Source organism: Streptomyces cinnamoneus, assembly GCF_002939475.1.
Lineage (GTDB): Bacteria > Actinomycetota > Actinomycetes > Streptomycetales > Streptomycetaceae > Streptomyces > Streptomyces cinnamoneus_A.
In genome coordinates, this window is record NZ_PKFQ01000001.1 from 4,880,824 (window position 1) to 4,898,735 (window position 17,912).

Sequence of the window (17,912 nt, forward strand, 5' to 3'; positions counted from 1 at the left end):
AACGTAGCGTTGAGGGCGGAATCGTCCTCGGACCCGGAGGGGGAGCAGCGGGCATGGCGATATTGGTGCACCACCGCAGCGCGGTGTGGAACCAGGAGCTCTACACGGCGACGTTCAACGGGGCGATACCGGACACGTCGAAACCCCCGGCGGGGCTCATCGCGCACTTCGCGGGGCCGATGGCGTCGGGCGGCTGGCAGGTCATCGACGTGTGGGAGTCAGAGGACGCGCTCCGTGCGTTCATGGAGACGGACGTGGCCCGAGTGGTGCAGGGGATCCAGGCACCGCCCTTCGAGTCGACGGTCGTCGACGTCGCGAACTCCCTGATCCCGTAGGGCGTAGCGGCGAGCGCCCCGCTCGGTGCGGCCGCCGACGATGCGCGGTCGGCGGTGCACGGGCTGGCGGGCTGGCGGGCTGGCGCGAATCGTTCCCCGCGCACAGCCGCCGTGCATGCGAACCGGTCACCTCGGCTCCCGGCGCCGCGCGGCACCGGGAGCCTCATGCTCTCGGATCCAGTGCCGAGTCAGGCGATCAGCAGACGGTGAAGCAGGTCTGCGTCCAGTGGCAGTCGCAGGAGTTCTGGCAGGACCAGCAGGTGCTGCCGATGCTGGCGAAACCCTGCGTCGTGTCCTGAGTCGGTGCGACGGCCACACGGACGTCGAGATCGAAGTCCTTCTCCATATTGGTTACCCCCACGATGAATGCACGCGTTCCCGCTCCCCCCGGCCGGGCCCCACGGGATTCCGTCAAGGGAGGGCGGCTGTAGGAGAGTTCTAGCACGCGATTCGAACGGGATGGCTGGATGTAACGCATGGTTCCGGCCACCAGGAGCGTTGCCCCGGGCAACGAGGTGGGGGACGTTGCTGATCAACTCGCCGTGGGGCGAAGTGATCCAGCCGCCAACATGGCCGGTTTTGGCGTGGCCGAGATGGAGCCCGGCGCGGGCTCGGCGGGACGCCCCGTGGGGACCACCGTGCCCCGCGCCCGCGGTCCCGTCACACGTGCTCCGCGTACAGGGCCTTCCCCATGGGCGAGCCCTCTCCCGTGATGTGCGCGCGGATGGACGCGATGTAGTCGGCACGGCGGACACGTCCGTCCCCGTCGGAGTCCAGCGCGTCGAAGGCCGTCTCGATGTTGCCGACCGGATTTCCCAGCGCCGCCCGCAGTTTCGTGAATTCCGGCAGGTCCAGGGTGCCGTCCCCGTCCGTGTCGATGACGTCGAACAGCGCGCCGAGCACGGGCTCGCAGACGGTGTCGAACGCCTCGGCGCCGGCCCACGCCGCGTACTCGTCGAAGGTCACCCCGCCGTCACCGTTCGCGTCCATCAGCTCCCACGCCCGCCGGCCCGCCGTGCGCGCGGTGACGACGAGGGGATCGTCCTCCGCGCGTCCCGCCGCCAGCGCCACACGCTCGGCCCGCGCGGCGTACTCCTCCCGGGAGATGACCCCGTCCCCGTCCGCGTCCAGCATGGCGAAGACGAGTCGCTTCGCGGTGGTGTCGTCCACTGAAGTCCCCTTCTTGTCGGGCATGTTCGGCTGTCCCTACCCGGCAGGCGCGGCGCCAGGCCCGGTACGGCGACTCCCGCCGCGGCGGTGTGGTGCACCGGGGGGTGCGGACCCCGCGCCCGGGGCGGGACGTGCGCGGATGACCCGCTTCGAGAGCCGGGGGCGGCGATGACACCCGGGGGTAGTGAGGGTGGGACAGCGGTCATCAGTGGGCTCTCTGGAGGATGCATGGTGTTCGGTGGGCGTGGTGCGGCGGTGGCGTTGACCTCCCTGGCCCTGGCCGTGTCGACGGCGGCATGGACCCCTGCCGGCCACGCCGACGGGGGCAGACAGCGGGGGCTCGTCTGTACGGGCGAAAGCGACAGCGTCTACGACCCGCCCCTGACCCTCAGCGCGCGCGAGACCAGCGTCCACACCGAAGCCCGGTACGCGTGCACCGTCGCCCCCGGCCGGACCGTGCCGGCCACCGGCGTCCTCGACGCGGTGACGGCGGACGCCTCGTGCATCACGCTGACCAGCACGCACGCCACCGAAACCGTCCGCTACGGCGACGGCCACCGGTCAGTGATCCTCTACGACCAGGGCACCACCACCCGCGTCGTCGGCGCCCTCAACGTCATCCTCTCGGGCCGCGTCACCCAGGGGCGGGGCCAAGGGCTGTCGGCGCGGCGGAGCGTGGCCGCGCGCCCCGGGCAGCTGCCCACGGAGTGCCTCTCCTCCGGCCTGCGGGGAAGCACCGGCGGGGCGCAGCTGGAGATCCAGCCGTGACCCCGGCCCGCGTGGGCATCCCCACCGAACCCGTCGGCAGCATTCCCCGGCCCGCCGAGCTGCTCACCGCCATGGCGGACCACGCCGCCGGCCGGATCGGCGACGACGAACTCGCCGCCGCCCAGGACCGGGCGGTCCGCGACACCGTCCGCCGCCTTGAGGAGACCGGCTCGCCGGTCGTCACCGACGGCGAGCAGTCCAAGCCGAGCTTCGCCACCTACCCCCTCGCCGGCCTGGACGGGCTGGCGCCGGACGGCGTCGTCATCCCCTTCGCCGACGGACACCAACGGCAACTGCCCCGCCTGACCGCCGGCCCCCTGCGGTACGCGGTGCACGCCGACCGCTATGTGCGGGCCGCGCTCCGCCATGCGACCGTGCCGGTCAAGCAGGCCGTGATCGCCCCGTCGGCGCTCAGCCTGCTCTACCCGCCGGACGGCATCGACGGCTATTCCCGCGAGGCGTTCCTCGACGACCTCACCGCCGAGGCCGAGGCCGACATCCGCGGCTGCCTGGGCGCCGGCGCGGACAGTGTCCAGCTCGACTTCACCGAGGGCCGCCTCGCGCTGAAACTGGACCCGAGCGGGGGCCTGCTGGAGCAGTTCGTCGCGCTCAACAACCGCGTTCTGGAACGCTTCTCCGCCGCCGAACAGGCCAGGATCGGCGTGCACAGCTGCCCGGGCGGCGACCAGGACTCCACCCACAGCCTCAATGTGGACTACGCCGAGCTGCTGCCGAGGCTGCTGCGGCTCAAGGCAGGAAGGTTCGCCATCCAGTTGGCGAGCGAGCCGGACCCGGATGCCGTCCTCAGCGTTCTCGCCAAGCATCTTCCGGCCCACGCGCGCGTGTTCGTCGGCGTCACCGACCCCGTCGACCCGCGCGTCGAGACGCCCGAGCAGGTCCGCGACCGCGTCCTCGCCGCCGCGCGCCACCTGCCGCCCGACCGTCTGGGAACGTGCGACGACTGCGGCTTCTCGCCGTTCGCCGACGACACGTCCACCTCCCGGGACACGGCCTTCGCCAAGATCCGCGCCCGGATCGAGGGCACGGCCCTGGCCTCCGGGCACCTGGGCGTCTGAACGTCCGGGGAAGACGGCGGCCCGGCACCCGGGGCGGTACGTCCGGCTGCCGGGCCCTGCCCCGGCACGGGAAGCCGCCGGCCTCAGACGGAGAAGCCGGAGATCCTCTGCGGCGTCACCCGGACGATGAGCCGGAGGACGTCGTCAGACTCGGCGGGCGGGTCCTCGCCGAGGTACTTCTGCGAGAGCTCGCGCGGAAGCGACTTCTCCCGGTCCTCGATCAGTTCGACGGTGCCGCGGATGTCCACGGAGTGGTACGGGTTCTCGGTGTCGTAGACGCTGAGGCTGACCCGTGGGTCCCGGGTGAGGTTTCTGGCCTTCTGCCGCCCTGCCGTGGTGGAGAACAGCACCGTGTCCCCGTCCCTCGCTATCCAGACCACCGAGGTCTGCGGCCCGCCGTCCCGGTTCAGCGTCGCGACGGTGGCGAAGTTCCTCCCGTCCAGAAGCTTGCGCGTCTCCTCGTTGAACGCCACTGACATGGCCTCCCCCTTCTGTCCGGCATTCCGTGTGGTCACTGCCTGCATGGAACGGACGCGAGGGCTGGGTTCTTCCCGACGGGGGATCAGATGGCGCGCGCTTCCGGCCCGATTCGGCTCATCCCCGGTGGGGGCCCGGGCGCGCGGCGGGGGAAAGGGTTGGCAATGATCGCACCAAGCGTGTTTTCGTGAGGAAACGGGGCAGGTGCGCTCCGCGCACCCCCGCATCCCGCACCCCGTGAGAAAGGCCGACGTGACCGACTGGATCACCACCCCCGTCGACGCCCGCATCGTGCGCGGCGCCCTCGAACTGGAGCGCACCCCGCACGGCGTGCTGCCGCACCGGCTGCCCGCACGCGCCCGGAAGCAGTGTCCCGACGAGAGCCTGGCCCTGGCCGAGGCCAAGCCCTCCGGAGTGCGGCTGGTCTTCCGGACCCGTGCCACCGTCGTCGAGCTGGACGTGCTCCCCACGAAGACGGTCTACAAGGGCGCCCCCGCCCAGGACGGTGTGTACGACCTGCTCGTCGACGGGCGGCTGGCCGGCCAGACCAGTGCGACCGGCGGCAACGTGGTGACCGTCGACATGGTCACCCAGGCCGCCGTCACCACCCCCGGCCCCGTGGGCACCGCCCGGTTCGCCGGGATGCCCGGCGGTGTGAAGGACGTCGAGATCTGGCTGCCGCACGGGGAGATCACCGAGCTGGTGGCCCTGCGCACCGACGCCCCCGTCGAGGCCGTGCCGGACGGCGGCCGCAGGGTGTGGCTGCACCACGGCAGTTCGATCAGCCACGGCTCCGCCGCCGCCAACCCGACCGCGATCTGGCCGGCGGTGGCCGCGGCCCGGGGCGGCGTGGAGCTGGTCAACCTCGGGTTCGGCGGCAACGCGCTGCTCGACCCGTTCACCGCGCGCGCCATGCGGGACACCCCCGCGGACCTGATCAGCGTGAAGATCGGCATCAACCTGGTCAACACCGACCTGATGCGTCTGCGGGCCTTCGCCCCGGCCGTCCACGGCTTCCTCGACACCATCCGCGACGGGCACCCCACCACGCCGCTGCTGGTCGTCTCGCCCGTCCTCTGCCCCGTCCAGGAGGACACCCCCGGCCCCCTGGCACCCGACTTCGACGGCCCCCGGCTGCGTTTCCGGGCCACGGGCGACCCGTCGGACCCCTCCCGGCTGACGCTCACCGTCATCCGGGACCAGCTCTCCCGCATCACCGCGCAACGGGCCGCCGAAGACCCGAACCTGCACTATCTCGACGGCCTTTCGCTCTACGGCGAGAAGGACTTCGCCGAGCTGCCGCTGCCCGACGGTCTCCACCCGGACTCCGCCGGTCACCGCCGCATCGGCGAGAACTTCGCTGAGCTGGCCTTCGGCGACGGCGGCCCGTTCGCCAGTTGACGTGACTGCCCGCGAGCCGCTCGTTGCGCCAGTCATGGGCGGGGATGTCACGGTTGACGAGGTGCACGGCTGGACTGCGGGCCTGGATGGTCTGCACGCTCGGATCAGCGCCGAGCCGGTCAGGAGAAGACCCTAGTGCGGCGCGAGGATCACGAGAGCGACGACCGCCACGACGACAAAGGCTACGGGTACGACGACGAGGCCGATCACGGTGGGAGTCAGCCGGTCCCGGAACTGCTTCGGGGGCCGGACCCGTGCGGTCTGGTCCGTGCTCAGCTCCCACCAGTTGACGACCCGCTGGAACTGCTCGTCGAAGTCGGGGGCGGGATGCATGTCGCTGCGGTAGAGCCCGGGCAGCGAACGACGCCGCCCGCCCTCCAGGAATATCCGGACCGCGTACGACGACGAGCCCTGCCCCTTGGTCTCGCGCACGTCGATCCACCGGATCTCGTGCCAGGGGTAGGTGCGGCCATGCCCAAGGCCCCAGCAGATGGTTATTCCGTCGGCCCCGACCCTGCTCCAGCTCCGGGACGACAGGAGGAGAAGCGGGGCGAGGAGGGCGATGCTTCCGCCCGTCAGCCAGGAGAACCCCACCGCGCCGAGCTTGACGAACGCAGCGAACCCCTCGACGACCAGGACGACAAGTGCCAGCACCAGGTGCACCACGTACGACTTTGCCGGACGATTCCGGTCCATCGCCCGGAACTTCAGTTCGATCACATCCGGCACCCTACGCTTCCGGCCTCGGCCGCGAAACGACCGGGCGGGCGCATCACTGGCAACCCGTCAGGACTAGCGTTGTCAACCTGGCAGTTACGGGGGTCGGTGACCGCGGCGGCGGTAGTGGCGGGTCTGGTAGTGGGTCGAGGCCAGCCTCGTTCTTCGCGGCCTGGAAGGTCTCCTCAATCGCCCAGCGGGCTCCGGCCGCATGGACGATGTCGGCCAGCGGGGTGCCGGAGGGGGCGTGCACTTAGGCGGTTGGCCGGGGAGACGGCGGATCGATCAGGTCGCAGGCGATGCCGAGCGCCGCATCGATCAGCTCCGGGCCTCCGTTTTCCGCTCGATCGGCCTCGTCGCCGGCCAGGTGCAGTGCGGTGATGGCTAGGCGGACACGCAGCGATGCGGCCGGGTCGCCGTCACCGGACAGCGCGCCGGGCCCGGCCAGAAGCTCGAAGAGCGTCATGACGTGCTGCTGCACCTCGGCCGCGAGCGGCTGGTTGCGCAGCGCCGGCTCGTTGTCCTGCACGAAGCGGGCCGCGGCCGTGATACCACCGGCTGTCAGCTCGGCGTAGCGGCGCAGGAGTTCGCGCCGGGTCTCGGGTCCTGCGGGCTGCTGCTTGCCCCAGTCGGTGAGTTCGGCGACCGCGGCGGAGAAGTCGGCTAGTACGGCGGCGAGGATCTCCTCCTTCGACTTGTAGTGGTAGTAGAGGGCCGCCTTGGTGATGTTCAGCTGCTCCGCGATCATGCGCAGCGAGGTGCCGTCGTACCCGTGCTCGCTGAAGAGCTGAAGGGCCACGCGCTGGGCGCGCTTACGGGTGTCGGTGCGGCGGCCTGCCATGGAAGTCCCTTCGTCGCCATCGTCTCGGCCAGCCTGCGGACGGTCCTGCCAGGACCCTTCCCTCCATTGCTTGCCGATCGGCAAGCAATGGGCTAGCTTCGTCTCGCCGTCAACTTTACCTGTCGGCAGGTAATGAATGCGAGTGCCGACACACGACTTCACAAGGGGGGTTCGCCGTGCTGAACAAAACAGGCAAGAAGACGAAGAGCGCGAAGAGTACGTGGAGTGCCGATCCGGCTCGGCTGCATGCGCACCGCTGGTGGGGGCTGACGGTCATCGCACTCGCCCAGCTGATGATTGTGCTGGACACCACCATCGTGACCATCGCGCTGCCCGCCGCCCAGCAGGATTTGGGCGTGTCCGACGCGAGTCGGCAGTGGGTCATTACGGCCTACACCCTGGCCTTCGGCGGGCTGCTCCTGCTCGGCGGCCGCATCGCCGACCGGCTGGGCCGCAGGCGCACCCTGATCGCCGGCATCCTCGGCTTCGCCGTCGCCTCCGGTCTCGGCGGGATGGCGGACTCCGGCTGGATGCTGGTCGCCGCCCGCGCCGGACAGGGCGTCTTCGCAGCACTGCTGGCCCCCTCCACCCTCGCGCTGCTGATGGCGGTGTTCCCCGGACCGGCCGAACGGGCCCGGGCCATCGGGATCTACAGCGGGGTGCTGACCGCAGGCGGCGGAATCGGCCTGGTCGGCGGCGGGCTGATCACCAGCTACCTCGACTGGCGATGGTGCATGTACGTCAACATTCCCATCGCCCTGCTGGCCGCGCTCGGCGCCGTCGCCACGCTGCCTGATCTGCCTGGACGCACCGATGCACGGATCGACGTCCTGGGAGCGCTCACCGGCTGCGGCGGCATCGCCGCTCTGGTCTACGGGTTCTCCGAGGCCGGCGAGCACGGATGGCACACACTCCGGGTCGTCCTCTGCCTGGCCCTGGCCGTCGCCCTACTCCTGACGTTCGGGATCGCGCAGGCCCGCTTACGTGCTCCTCTCCTTCCGCTGCGGATCCTGACCGACCGCAACCGGAGCGCGGCCCTCGCCACCGTCGCGCTGGCCACGCTCGGACTGTTCGGGGTCTTCCTCTTCCTCACCTACCAACTGCAGTCCGTGATGGGCTACTCCGCGGTCAAGACCGGCCTCGCCATGCTCCCGCTGGTCGCGATGAACGTGACGGCGGCAACCCAGATGTCCGGCCGCCTGCTCCCCAAGCTGCCGCCCCGGCTGCTGATCGTGCCCGGACTGCTCTGCGCGGCAGGCTCGCTCGCCCTCCTCACCCAACTCACCCCGCACAGCTCCTACACCGCCGTCATCCTGCCCGCCGAACTGCTCCTCGGACTCGGCATCGGCACACTGTTCGGCCCCGCCGTCGCGACGGCCACCAGCGGAGTCGCTCCCCACGACGCCGGCATCGCCTCCGCGACCGTCAACACCGCCCAGCAGACAGGCGCCTCCATCGGCACCGCACTGCTCAACACCATCGCGGCCAGCGCCACCAGCACCTACCTGGCCGACCACCACGGCGCAGACGTCCTCCGGGACGCCACCGTCCACGGCTACGCCACCGCCGCGACCTGGGCACTGGGCATCATGCTCGGCACCGCGGTCCTGGCCGCCCTATCCATCACCGCAGACCCGCGCAAGAGCGCGCCCTGACCCGAATTGAAACCGCCCCGAGCAGCCGCGCCCCACCGGACACAGCACCCGCGCCGGGCAGTGCTCCGTGCGGCACGATCTGCCGCATGCACGTCGGGCTGCACCCCAGGCTAAATACATCTCACCCGCTATCACGCACCAACTCGTAAGCGCCACCACCCGGCTGCCCCCGCCCCACCAGCAAGCCCCCCAGCGCCGTCCGCCGGTGCGCCACCGCCCGCCCCGCGCGGACCGTCGTGATCAGGCCCGCGCCCCGCAGCGCGGCGGTGTGCGCCGAGGCGGTGGCGTTGCTGACGCCCAGCCGCTTCGCGAGCCCGCTGGTGGTGTGCTCCTCCGCGAGAAGCAGCAGCATCTCCACGCGCGTGCGCCCCAGCACCCCCGCCAGCGCGCCGGCCGGGTCGTCCGCCCCCGCCGGTGAGAGCGGCAGTCCCGGGCCCGCCGGGTAGGTCAGGTGCAGGGGCCGCCCCGGCAGATCGGCGACAACCGGATGGCCGGTCCAGTGGAAGGTGGGAACGAGGACCAGGCCCCGGCCGCGCAGCGCCACGTCCTCGTCCGGCCCCGCGAACTCCCACACCCCCTCCTCCAGCCGGGCGCCCGGGACCAGCGCCGTCAGCTGCGCGCCGACGCCCTGCTCGGCCACGGCCACCGCCCGGCGTGTGAACTCCGCCCGGTGCAGGTCCTGCACCACCGGCCACACCGCGCCCAGCACCGTCTCGAAGGCCGCCCGCTGGGCGCGGCCGAGCAGCCGCCAGGCGTCGGCGTCGCCCCGGTGCAGGTCGCAAACCCACAGGGGAGCGGGGGACGGGTGCCCGGCGTAGACCCGCTCGATCTCCGAGCGGACCAGGTCCGGCCGTGACGCCCGTACGGTCTCAAGACCCTCCCCCAGGGAACCGTCGAACACGTCGAGAAAGCGCGGCGCCACCCCCGCGGGGACCAGGTCCGCCAACGGCCCGGCGGCGGCCGGCAAGGAGCGCAGCAGGCGTCGTCTCCACCGGCCGAAGAGCAGCTCGTCGCCCGGCACGCACATCTGCATGAGGGCCGCGTTCAGCTCCTGCAACGGCGCCGGCCCGGGCGCGAACCGGGTCAGGGCGAAGTCGGCCGCGGTGAAGTGGATCCGCATCACTACTCTCTCCGGCGGCACGGCGCCAGCGTTTCGGTCAGGGCCTCAACCTTCGCCCGCGCCCCCCGCCCGGCGCCACCATCAGGCCATGTCTTCTTCCTCCTCGATGAACCGGCGCACCCTCACCAAGTCCGCCGTCCTGGCCACCGCCCTGCTGCTCACCGGCGGCACGGGCCTCGCACCGGCCCGGGCCGCCACCGAGGGCGGCGCCGTCGTCCCGCGGTTGCCGGCGCCGACGGGCCCGTACGCGACCGGCGTGACGGCGCTCTACCTCGTCGACCGCTCCCGCCCCGACCCGTGGGAGCCCAAGATCCCCGTACGGGAGGTGCTGGTCACCGTCTTCCATCCGGCCCGCACCGTGCGCGGCCGGCCGGCCGCCCCGCAGTGGACGCAGGGCGCCGCGGAGCTCTTCGGACAGCTCGCCCCCCAGGCGGGACACCGCGAGCTGCCGGCGGCCGGGGTGGACTGGGCGGCCACCGCCACCCACTCGCGCAAGCTCGCGCCCGCCACGGGCGGACGGCGGCCGGTGCTGCTGTACAGCCCCGGCGGCGGCGACCCGGGGGCGCTCGGCACCGGCCTCGCCGAGGACCTGGCCAGCCACGGCTACGTCGTGGTGGTCGTCGACCACCCCGGCGACGGCCTCGCGGTGGAGTTCCCGTGCGGGACGAGCGGACGCGACACGGTCCGGGCCACCGTCTTCCGGGACGACCCCCGCGCGCATCCCGCGATGTTCCGCACCGCGATCGACACCCGGATCGCGGACATCCGGTTCGTGCTGGACCAGTTGGAGGTGCTGGCGGCCGGCCGGAATCCCGACGCGCTGGGGCGCGCCCTGCCCGAGCACCTCGGACGTGCGCTGGACCTGCGGCGGGTGGGCGTCTACGGCCACTCGGCGGGCGGCACGGCCGTGGCCGAGGCGCTGTACGAGGACCGTCGCGTCGGCGCCGCCGTCACCATGGAGGGCTACCTCGACTACGCGCCCGAGGGGCCCGGCCGGCCGGGAGAGCTGTTCCCCGTGGCCCGGCACGGGGTGGACCGGCCGCTGCTCCTGCTGGGCACCGACGGCTTCCGCAGCGAGGAGCTCGACCGCTCCTGGTCGGCCGTGCTCGCCCGCTCCGGGGGACGCGTCCGCCGGCGGCAGCTCGACGACTCCTCGCACTGGGTGTTCACCGACTACGCCGCCTTCGCGCCCCAGTTGCAGACTGCCGCCCTGATGACGGCCGAGGGCCGGAACAAGCTGGTCGGCCCGATCGACCCGGCGCGGTCGGTGCCCGCGGTGCGCGGGCAGGTGCGCTCGTTCTTCGACCGGCACCTGCCCGCGCGCCGGGCGTGACGACGGGCGTGACGCCGAGCGTGACGACGGGCGTCACACCTCCTCCCGCAGCAGCCGCACGTACACCGCCGAGAACACCGCCCCCACCAGCAGGAGCAGCAGGGCGATCGCCGTGCCGTACCCGATCAGCGACTTCAGGAACGCCTGGTCGTACATGAACACCGGCAGCGTCTGGCTGCGGTCGCCGGGGCCGCCCCGGGTCATGGCCCAGATGAGGCCGAAGACCGACAGGGTCTGGAGGGTGTTCAGCATCAGATTGGTGCCGATGGAGCGGCGGATCATCGGGAGGGTGATGTGCCAGAGGCGGCGGAGCCCGCTCGCGCCGTCGACCTCCGCCGCCTCCGTGACGTCCTGGGGGATCTCGGCGAGCGCGGCGGAGTACACCAGCATGGAGAACGCCGTGCCGCGCCAGACGTTGGCGAAGGAGACGGCGAGGATGGGCAGGGTGAACAGCCAGTTCTGCTGCGGCAGATGGAGCCACTCCAGCACGGCGTTGAGCGTGCCGCGGCGGTTGAAGAAGGTGTAGAGGAGGAAGGCGGCCACGATCTCCGGCAGCACCCACGCGGCGATCACCACCGCGCCCGTCAGCGTGCGGACCGGCTTCGACGCGCGCCGCATCAGGGCGGCGAGGGCGAAGCCCAGCGTGTTCTGGCCGACGAGGGACGACAGGACGGTGAAGACGAGCGTGAGCAGGACCGCGTTGCGGAAGCCGTCGTCGGCGAACGCCCTGCGGAAGTTGGCGAGGCCGACGAAGGAGGCCGAGGCCTGGCCGGTGAGCTGGGTGTCGGTGAAGGCGAGCCAGACGCAGTAGGCGATGGGACCGGCGAGGAAGAGCAGGAGCAGGGTGGTCGCCGGGGCGAGGGGGAGCCAGCGCAGGGCCGTGCGGTGCGCGCGGGCCCGCGTCATGAGGCCTTCACGCCGTCCGCGCCCGCGATCGAACGCAGCCTCTCGTCGTACCGCCGGGCCGCCCGCTCCGTGCTCGCGTCACCGGTCGTCACCGACTCCATCGCCTCCTGGATGGCGCTGGACACCTGCGGGTAGACCGGCAGCGCGGGGCGGTAGTGGGTGTTCTTCACCAGGCCGGTGAAGAACTCGACGCCCGGCATGGAGGAGCGGTAGCGGTCGTTCGCCGCGACGTCGTCCCGCACCGCGATCTGCCCGTCGCGCACGGTCCAGTCGGTGGCGTTCTCCGGGGACTGGAGCAGCTCGACGAGCTGCCAGGCGAGGTCCGCCTTGGTGGACCTGGCGCTGATCGACCAGGTCCAGCCGCCGGAGAGGCTGACGCGGCCGGGATCCCGGCCGTCCTGGGTGGGGAAGGCCGCCCGGCCCATCACCCGCGACCACTGCGGCCACGGCCGGGAGCCGTCGGGCTGCCAGTACTTGCCGAGCCAGGAGCCGTCCAGGGCGATGGCCAGCTTGCCCTCGGGGATCCACTCGCCGGCCACGCGCGTCGAGACGTTGGGGTCGAGGGCGTCGGACGGCTGGGGGCCGAGCTTCTCGGCGAAGACGGTGCGGACGAATTCCAGGGAGTCCCGGAACCCCGTGGTGCCGGCCCGCCACTTCTTCGCCGCCGGGTCGTAGAGGGGGTCCGCGCCCGTCCCGTACAGCAGCATCTCGAAGCCCTGCATCGCGGCGCCCTCTCCCGCGCCCTTGCCCGTGTAGACGTTGAGCGGAATGACGCCGGGGACCGCGCGCTTGACCGCGCGGGCGGCGTCGAGCACGTCGTTCCAGGTGCGCGGCCGCCAGTCGGCCGGCAGGCCCGCCCGTGCGAAGAGCTCCTTGTTGAACCACAGCCCCCGGGTGTCGGTGCCGTCCGGGACCCCGTAGGTCCTGCCGTCCTCGGCCCTCGCCGAGGCCTTCGCGCTCGCGGCGAAGCGGTCCCAGTGCTTCCAGGCGGCCAGCTTGTCGTCGAGCGGTCTCAAGTAGCCGCTCTTGATGTCGGCGTTGATCAGGAACGTGTCCTCGCGCACCAGGTCCGGCGCGGTCTTCGGCGACCGCATCATCTGCTGGATCTTGGTGTAGTAGTCGTCCTGGGACGCCTGGACGGGGAGGAGCCGGAGCTTCTTCCCCTGGTACGTCCGCTCGAACTGCTTCTTGATGCCGGCCAGATACGCGTCCATGATCCGGACCTTGTTGTCCGTGCTGCGCTGGTACGCGACCTTCACGGTGTCGGGGTCGTCGCCCGAACCGCTGCCGCAGGACGTGAGAGCGAGAGCGGAGAGGGCCACGAGAAGTACGGGGCGGGTGGGGCGCACGGCTCGACCTCCTGCACCTTGTGGTGTCGAGTCGTACGTTCCCCCCGTCGGCCCGCGGCACGCCACTGCGCGGGGCGACGCCCTCAGGGCCGGCTGAGCCAGCGGTAGCGCAGCTCCGGCCGGCCGACCTGCCCGTAGCGCGGCGCCCGCACGGCGCGCCCGGTGCCGACGAGGTGCTCGAGGTAACGGCGCGCGGTGATGCGGGAGATGCCCATGGCCGTGGCGGCCGCGCCCGAGGAGATGCCCTCGTCGCCGGCGGCGCGCAGCGTCTCCGTGATCGCCTGGAGGGTGTCCAGGGCGAGCCCCTTGGGCAGCGCGACGGGCTGCGGCGCGCGCAGCACGGCGAGGGCACGGTCGACCTCCTCCTGGCCGCTCGCCTCCCCGGCCGCCGCCCGGAACTCGGCGTAGCGCACGAGGCGGTCGCGCAGCGTCGCGAAGGTGAAGGGCTTGAGCACGTACTGGACGACGCCGAGTGAGACGCCCTCGCGGACCACGGCCAGGTCGCGCGCCGAGGTCACCGCGATGACGTCCGCGCCGTGCCCGGCGGTGCGCAGGGAGCGGACGAGCGCCAGGCCGTGTCCGTCGGGGAGGTAGAGGTCGAGCAGGAGCAGGTCGACGGCCGGACGCCCGTCGGCCGCCGACCGCTTGAGGAACTGCGAGGCGTCGCCGCGCGAGTGCACCACGCCGGCCACCGTGAACCCGGGCACCCGTCCCACGTACAGCGCGTGCGCGGCGGCGGCGACGGGATCGTCCTCCACGACCAGCACGCGGATGGCGGGGGCCTGCCCCGGGCTCGTGCTCATGCGGACGCTCCTTGCGGGACGGGGGACGGGCCGGGCGCCGCGGCGGCCCCGGCGCCGGGCAGCGGCAGCCGCACGGTGAACTCGGCGCCGCCCCCCGGGGAGTGGCCGAGCGTGACCGTGCCGCCGTGGCGCCGGGCGGCCCGGCGCACGAGCGCCAGGCCGAGGCCCCGGCCGTGCGGCCCGGTGGCGTCCTTGGTGGACCAGCCCCGCTGGAACACCTCGTCCATCACCTCGGGGGCCACGCCGGCTCCGGTGTCGCCGACGCGCAGCAGCAGCTCGGCGCCGGCCGCCCCCTCGGTGTCCGTGCGGACGGTGACGGTGACCCGGCCGGGGCCGTGGGCGTCCGTGGCCGCCTCGACGGCGTTGTCGATGAGGTTGCCGAGGATCGTGACCAGGTCGCGGGCGGGCAGGTCCGGCGGCAGCAGGCCGTCGTCCACGCGGCTGTCGTCGGTCAGCGCCAGCTCCACCCCGTGCTCGTTGGCCTGGGCCGCCTTGCCCAGGAGCAGCGCGGCGAGGACCGGTTCGGCGACGGCGGCGACGACCTGGTCGGTCAGGGCCTGGGCGAGCTCCAGCTCGGCGGTGGCGAAGTCGGCGGCCTCGTCGGCCCGGCCGAGCTCGATGAGCGAGACGACGGCGTGCAGCCTGTTCGCGGCCTCGTGCGCCTGCGAGCGCAGTGCCTCGGCGAGGCCGCGCACGGAGTCCAACTCCCCTGACAGTGCCTGGAGTTCGGTGTGGTCGCGCAGGGTGACGACGGTGCCGTGCCGCTCACCGCCGGCGACCGGCGAGGTGTTGACGACGAGGATCCGCTCGGCGGTCAGGTGCACCTCGTCGACGCGCGGCCCCGGCGCGAGCAGCGCCTCCGTCAGCGCCGGCGGCAGGCCCAGGTCCGCGACGGGGCGGCCGACGACGTCCTCGCCGGCCAGGCCGAGCAGCACCCGGCCGCCGTCGTTGACGAGCGCGATCCGGCGCTGCCCGTCGAGCATCAGCAGGCCCTCGCGCACGGCGTGCAGCGCGGCCTCGTGGTAGTCGCGCATCCGGGCCAGCTCCCCGGCGTTCATGCCGTGGGTGTGGCGGCGCAGCCGGGAGCCCAGGAGGTACGTCCCGGCGCCGCCCAGGGCGAGGGCGGCCAGCGCCATGCCGGACAGGGCGGCGAGCTGGTGGCGCGCCTCGGCGCTGATGGCGTCGACGGTGATGCCGGCGCTGACGAGCGCGGCCACCGTGCCGTCGTCGGCGGTCACGGGCGCGACGGCCCGCACGGAGGGGCCCAGGGTGCCGGTGTACGTCTCGGAGAACGTCCGCCCGCGCAGGGCGGGGCCGGTGTGGCCGAGGAAGCGTTCGCCGATGCGGGCGGGGTCGGGGTGCGTCCAGCGCAGCCCGCCCGGGCTCATGATCGTCACGAAGTCGACGCCGGTGTCGCGGCGGACCCGCTCGGCGTACGGCTGGAGCGCCGCCGTCGGGTCCGGGCCCCGGACCGCGGCCCGGACGGCAGGCGAGGCGGCCACGGCGGTGGCGGCGGCGGTCACCTGGCGGCCGGCCGCCTCCTCGGCCTGGCGGCGGTCGGTGACGTAGGCGAAGACCGCGCATCCGGCCACCACGGCGGCGACCAGCACGATCTGCATGGCGAAGAGCCGGCCGGCGAGGCTGCGGGGGCGACGGATGCGGGGTGTGCGCATGGCCGACAGTGTGCCCTTTGGCTTGTTCGTGAACGTAATGCACGTAAGGGTGACCGCCGTCACAGGGGGAGGGCATAGTCACCGCGACCCCTTCTCGCCGGGAGAAGCGCGGTCGCACCCCCGAGCCGCGACGACGAGGAGAGAACCGTGGCAGTGCAGCAGTCACCGCCGCCGCAGGAGCCCGCGCGGGCGAGCGGCAGGCCGGACCGGACCCACTACCTCTACCTCGCGGTGATCGCGGCGGTGCTCGCCGGCATCGCGGTCGGCTTCGCGGCGCCGGGCTTCGCCGTGGAGCTCAAGCCGCTGGGCACGGGCTTCGTGAACCTGATCAAGATGATGATCTCGCCGGTCATCTTCTGCACGATCGTGCTGGGCATCGGCTCCGTGCGGAAGGCGGCGAAGGTCGGCGCCGTCGGCGGCCTGGCGCTCGGCTACTTCCTCCTGATGTCCACGGTGGCGCTGGCCATCGGGCTGGTCGTCGGCAACCTCCTGGAACCCGGCAGCGGGCTGCACCTGACGGACGCGCTGCGGCACGCGGGGGAGTCGCAGGCCAAGGGGGCGCACACCTCGACGCAGGACTTCCTGCTGGGCGTCATCCCCACCACGATCGTCTCCGCCCTCACCGGCGGCCAGGTCCTCCAGGCCCTGCTCGTCGCGCTCCTCACCGGCTTCGCGCTCCAGGCGATGGGCCCGGCGGGCGACCCGGTCATGCGGGGTGTCGGACATGTGCAGAAGCTGGTCTTCCGCATCCTCGCCATGATCATGTGGGTGGCGCCGGTGGGCGCGTTCGGCGCGATCGCCGCGCTGGTCGGGGCGACGGGCGTGGACGCGCTGAAGTCCCTGGCCGTCATCATGCTCGGCTTCTACACCACCTGCCTGATCTTCGTGGTCCTGGTGCTGGGCACCCTGCTGCGGCTGGTGGCGGGGGTGAACATCTTCGCGCTGCTGAAGTACCTGGGCCGCGAGTTCCTGCTGATCCTGTCCACCTCGTCGTCGGAGTCGGCCCTGCCGCGCCTGATCGCGAAGATGGAGCACCTGGGCGTCAGCAAGCCGGTGGTGGGCATCACCGTGCCCACCGGCTACTCCTTCAACCTGGACGGCACGGCCATCTACCTGACGATGTCGTCGCTGTTCGTGGCCGAGGCGATGGGGCAGCCCCTGTCGCTGGGGCAGCAGGTGTCGCTGCTCCTCTTCATGATCGTCGCTTCGAAGGGCGCGGCGGGCGTGACGGGCGCGGGTCTGGCGACGCTCGCGGGCGGCCTCCAGTCCCACCGGCCGGAACTGGTCGACGGCGTCGGCCTGATCGTCGGCATCGACCGCTTCATGAGCGAGGCGCGGGCCCTGACGAACTTCGCGGGCAACGCGGTGGCCACGGTGCTGATCGGCACGTGGACGAAGGAGATCGACCGGGCGCGGGTGGACGAGGTCCTGGCGGGACGGCTGCCTTTCGACGAGGCCTCGCTGACACCCGACGACCACGGTCACGTCCCGGGCCCGCGCGACGCGGCCAAGGAACCGGCGGGGGCCTGAAGGCACCGCCCACCGACCACCCCCACGGCAGGGCCGCCCCCCACGGCGGCCCGGACCCGGTACGGCACCGCCGGGCCGCGCCGTGGGGGTCCTTTCTTCCCGGGCGCCCGGACCACAGGGTGATCAACGGCATTCTCTTCCGCCGGCGGACCGGTGTCCCGTGGCGGGACCGCCACCACGGTTCGGGAAGTGGAAGACGGTTGATGACCGGCATCGACGCCGGTCAGCGCCTGCCGGCCGCCGGTTTCGACCAGACGGTGTACAAGAGCCGTGACGAAGGGAGCGAACGATCTACGCCCTCAAGGGCTTCCGCGCTGTCGCCTCGCGCTTTCTGTCCGCTATTCCGTAGTGCCGCGGCAGAGGCCCTCCACGCGGAACCACAGGCCCGGGGCGTAGACCGCATGGATGACGGCTTCTTCTCCTCTCGTGACCCGGAGGATTCTCAGGGCCCCGCTGGCAAGTACGTCGTATTGGTAAGTGATCTCGGAATTCTCCTCGACGGTGTCGTCGTAGGAGATGTCCGCCCTGCGCTCGTTCGCGTATTCCTTCGGTGGCCGGTTCTCCACCAGCTTGATGAAGACGCTCATGGGCCAACGGTACGGTCCTTTCGTGAGCTTCGCCCTCCGGGACGAGGGGAGGCCGAGGCGTCCGCCGGCTGAGGCCCTGCTCCTGTTCGCGGCAGCGTGGCAGGGGGCGGAGCATCCTTTGCGCGGGTGAAGCCGATCAAGTCGAGGTGGCGATTCACCCAGCCCCCTCGG

Annotated in this window: 18 protein-coding genes; 7 read left to right on the forward strand and 11 right to left on the reverse strand. The window is 72.3% G+C overall.

Features of this window, described 5'->3' with window-relative positions:
* Positions 1 to 53 precede the first annotated feature (53 nt).
* Complete coding sequence (locus CYQ11_RS21980; protein WP_099201113.1) at positions 54 to 335, forward strand: hypothetical protein; 282 nt, start codon at positions 54 to 56, stop codon at positions 333 to 335.
* Positions 336 to 531: 196 nt separating this feature from the next.
* On the opposite strand, the gene CYQ11_RS29700 is transcribed toward CYQ11_RS21980, so the two are convergent.
* Complete coding sequence (locus CYQ11_RS29700) at positions 532 to 681, reverse strand: FDLD family class I lanthipeptide (RefSeq protein ID WP_181143745.1); 150 nt, start codon at positions 679 to 681, stop codon at positions 532 to 534.
* Positions 682 to 995: 314 nt separating this feature from the next.
* Positions 996 to 1,529: an EF-hand domain-containing protein gene (locus CYQ11_RS21985; protein ID WP_240003567.1), complete on the reverse strand. Its 534-nt coding sequence runs from the start codon at positions 1,527 to 1,529 to the stop codon at positions 996 to 998.
* A gap of 204 nt (positions 1,530 to 1,733) precedes the next feature.
* Between CYQ11_RS21985 and CYQ11_RS21990 the strand changes: the two genes are divergently transcribed.
* Together CYQ11_RS21990 and CYQ11_RS21995 are read left to right on the forward strand one after the other, a co-directional pair.
* Positions 1,734 to 2,273: a hypothetical protein gene (locus CYQ11_RS21990; protein ID WP_099201111.1), complete on the forward strand. Its 540-nt coding sequence runs from the start codon at positions 1,734 to 1,736 to the stop codon at positions 2,271 to 2,273.
* An 11-nt stretch (positions 2,274 to 2,284) separates the two neighbouring features.
* Positions 2,285 to 3,349, forward strand: a complete 1,065-nt coding sequence (locus CYQ11_RS21995) for a cobalamin-independent methionine synthase II family protein (protein ID WP_099201655.1) — start codon at positions 2,285 to 2,287, stop codon at positions 3,347 to 3,349.
* 83 nt (positions 3,350 to 3,432) lie between these two features.
* Here CYQ11_RS21995 and CYQ11_RS22000 read toward each other — a convergent pair whose 3' ends face one another.
* Positions 3,433 to 3,828 (reverse strand): PPOX class F420-dependent oxidoreductase, encoded by a 396-nt coding sequence (locus CYQ11_RS22000; RefSeq protein ID WP_099201110.1) that lies wholly within the window; start codon positions 3,826 to 3,828, stop codon positions 3,433 to 3,435.
* Positions 3,829 to 4,078: 250 nt separating this feature from the next.
* Between CYQ11_RS22000 and CYQ11_RS22005 the strand changes: the two genes are divergently transcribed.
* Complete coding sequence (locus CYQ11_RS22005; RefSeq protein ID WP_099201654.1) at positions 4,079 to 5,227, forward strand: GDSL-type esterase/lipase family protein; 1,149 nt, start codon at positions 4,079 to 4,081, stop codon at positions 5,225 to 5,227.
* A 132-nt stretch (positions 5,228 to 5,359) separates the two neighbouring features.
* Here CYQ11_RS22005 and CYQ11_RS22010 read toward each other — a convergent pair whose 3' ends face one another.
* Positions 5,360 to 5,947, reverse strand: coding sequence for a hypothetical protein (locus CYQ11_RS22010; RefSeq protein WP_099201109.1), 588 nt, complete (start codon positions 5,945 to 5,947; stop codon positions 5,360 to 5,362).
* A 250-nt stretch (positions 5,948 to 6,197) separates the two neighbouring features.
* The gene (locus CYQ11_RS30695) at positions 6,198 to 6,785 is read right to left on the reverse strand and encodes a TetR/AcrR family transcriptional regulator (protein ID WP_099201107.1); all 588 of its coding nucleotides are present in this window, start codon (positions 6,783 to 6,785) and stop codon (positions 6,198 to 6,200) included.
* A gap of 176 nt (positions 6,786 to 6,961) precedes the next feature.
* Here CYQ11_RS30695 and CYQ11_RS22020 point away from each other — a divergent pair, with 176 nt between their 5' ends.
* Positions 6,962 to 8,440 carry an MFS transporter gene (locus CYQ11_RS22020; protein ID WP_240003564.1) on the forward strand — a complete coding sequence of 493 codons (1,479 nt, stop codon included), beginning with the start codon at positions 6,962 to 6,964 and terminating at the stop codon, positions 8,438 to 8,440.
* Positions 8,441 to 8,561: 121 nt separating this feature from the next.
* On the opposite strand, the gene CYQ11_RS22025 is transcribed toward CYQ11_RS22020, so the two are convergent.
* A complete protein-coding gene (locus CYQ11_RS22025; RefSeq protein ID WP_099201106.1) occupies positions 8,562 to 9,563 on the reverse strand; it encodes an ArsR/SmtB family transcription factor in 1,002 nt (333 codons plus the stop codon).
* Between the two features lie 85 nt (positions 9,564 to 9,648).
* Between CYQ11_RS22025 and CYQ11_RS22030 the strand changes: the two genes are divergently transcribed.
* Positions 9,649 to 10,893: an alpha/beta hydrolase family protein gene (locus CYQ11_RS22030; RefSeq protein WP_240003563.1), complete on the forward strand. Its 1,245-nt coding sequence runs from the start codon at positions 9,649 to 9,651 to the stop codon at positions 10,891 to 10,893.
* Positions 10,894 to 10,926: 33 nt separating this feature from the next.
* Here CYQ11_RS22030 and CYQ11_RS22035 read toward each other — a convergent pair whose 3' ends face one another.
* The 4 genes from CYQ11_RS22035 to CYQ11_RS22050 form a co-directional block, all read right to left on the reverse strand.
* A complete protein-coding gene (locus tag CYQ11_RS22035; RefSeq protein WP_099201104.1) occupies positions 10,927 to 11,799 on the reverse strand; it encodes a carbohydrate ABC transporter permease in 873 nt (290 codons plus the stop codon).
* A complete protein-coding gene (locus tag CYQ11_RS22040) occupies positions 11,796 to 13,148 on the reverse strand; it encodes an extracellular solute-binding protein (protein WP_099201103.1) in 1,353 nt (450 codons plus the stop codon). Before CYQ11_RS22040 ends, CYQ11_RS22035 begins: the two co-directional genes overlap by 4 nt.
* Before the next feature lie 83 nt (positions 13,149 to 13,231).
* Positions 13,232 to 13,951 carry a response regulator gene (locus CYQ11_RS22045; protein ID WP_099201102.1) on the reverse strand — a complete coding sequence of 240 codons (720 nt, stop codon included), beginning with the start codon at positions 13,949 to 13,951 and terminating at the stop codon, positions 13,232 to 13,234.
* Complete coding sequence (locus tag CYQ11_RS22050) at positions 13,948 to 15,624, reverse strand: sensor histidine kinase (RefSeq protein WP_181143746.1); 1,677 nt, start codon at positions 15,622 to 15,624, stop codon at positions 13,948 to 13,950. Before CYQ11_RS22050 ends, CYQ11_RS22045 begins: the two co-directional genes overlap by 4 nt.
* A 153-nt stretch (positions 15,625 to 15,777) precedes the next feature.
* On the opposite strand from CYQ11_RS22050, the gene CYQ11_RS22055 reads away from it, so the two are divergent.
* A complete protein-coding gene (locus CYQ11_RS22055) occupies positions 15,778 to 17,154 on the forward strand; it encodes a cation:dicarboxylate symporter family transporter (protein ID WP_104651081.1) in 1,377 nt (458 codons plus the stop codon).
* Between the two features lie 338 nt (positions 17,155 to 17,492).
* Here CYQ11_RS22055 and CYQ11_RS22060 read toward each other — a convergent pair whose 3' ends face one another.
* Positions 17,493 to 17,741 carry a hypothetical protein gene (locus tag CYQ11_RS22060; RefSeq protein WP_099201101.1) on the reverse strand — a complete coding sequence of 83 codons (249 nt, stop codon included), beginning with the start codon at positions 17,739 to 17,741 and terminating at the stop codon, positions 17,493 to 17,495.
* Positions 17,742 to 17,912 lie beyond the last annotated feature (171 nt).

Bases quoted from the DNA above. Each gene is read 5' to 3' on its own strand.
- CYQ11_RS21980 (WP_099201113.1), top strand. From the start codon at position 54: ATGGCGATATTGGTGCACCACCGCAGCGCGGTGTGGAACCAGGAGCTC.
- CYQ11_RS29700 (WP_181143745.1), bottom strand. From the start codon at position 681: ATGGAGAAGGACTTCGATCTCGACGTCCGTGTGGCCGTCGCACCGACT.
- CYQ11_RS21985 (WP_240003567.1), bottom strand. From the start codon at position 1,529: ATGCCCGACAAGAAGGGGACTTCAGTGGACGACACCACCGCGAAGCGA.
- CYQ11_RS21990 (WP_099201111.1), top strand. From the start codon at position 1,734: ATGGTGTTCGGTGGGCGTGGTGCGGCGGTGGCGTTGACCTCCCTGGCC.
- CYQ11_RS22000 (WP_099201110.1), bottom strand. From the start codon at position 3,828: ATGTCAGTGGCGTTCAACGAGGAGACGCGCAAGCTTCTGGACGGGAGG.
- CYQ11_RS30695 (WP_099201107.1), bottom strand. From the start codon at position 6,785: ATGGCAGGCCGCCGCACCGACACCCGTAAGCGCGCCCAGCGCGTGGCC.
- CYQ11_RS22030 (WP_240003563.1), top strand. From the start codon at position 9,649: ATGTCTTCTTCCTCCTCGATGAACCGGCGCACCCTCACCAAGTCCGCC.
- CYQ11_RS22035 (WP_099201104.1), bottom strand. From the start codon at position 11,799: ATGACGCGGGCCCGCGCGCACCGCACGGCCCTGCGCTGGCTCCCCCTC.
- CYQ11_RS22045 (WP_099201102.1), bottom strand. From the start codon at position 13,951: ATGAGCACGAGCCCGGGGCAGGCCCCCGCCATCCGCGTGCTGGTCGTG.
- CYQ11_RS22050 (WP_181143746.1), bottom strand. From the start codon at position 15,624: ATGCGCACACCCCGCATCCGTCGCCCCCGCAGCCTCGCCGGCCGGCTC.
- CYQ11_RS22060 (WP_099201101.1), bottom strand. From the start codon at position 17,741: ATGAGCGTCTTCATCAAGCTGGTGGAGAACCGGCCACCGAAGGAATAC.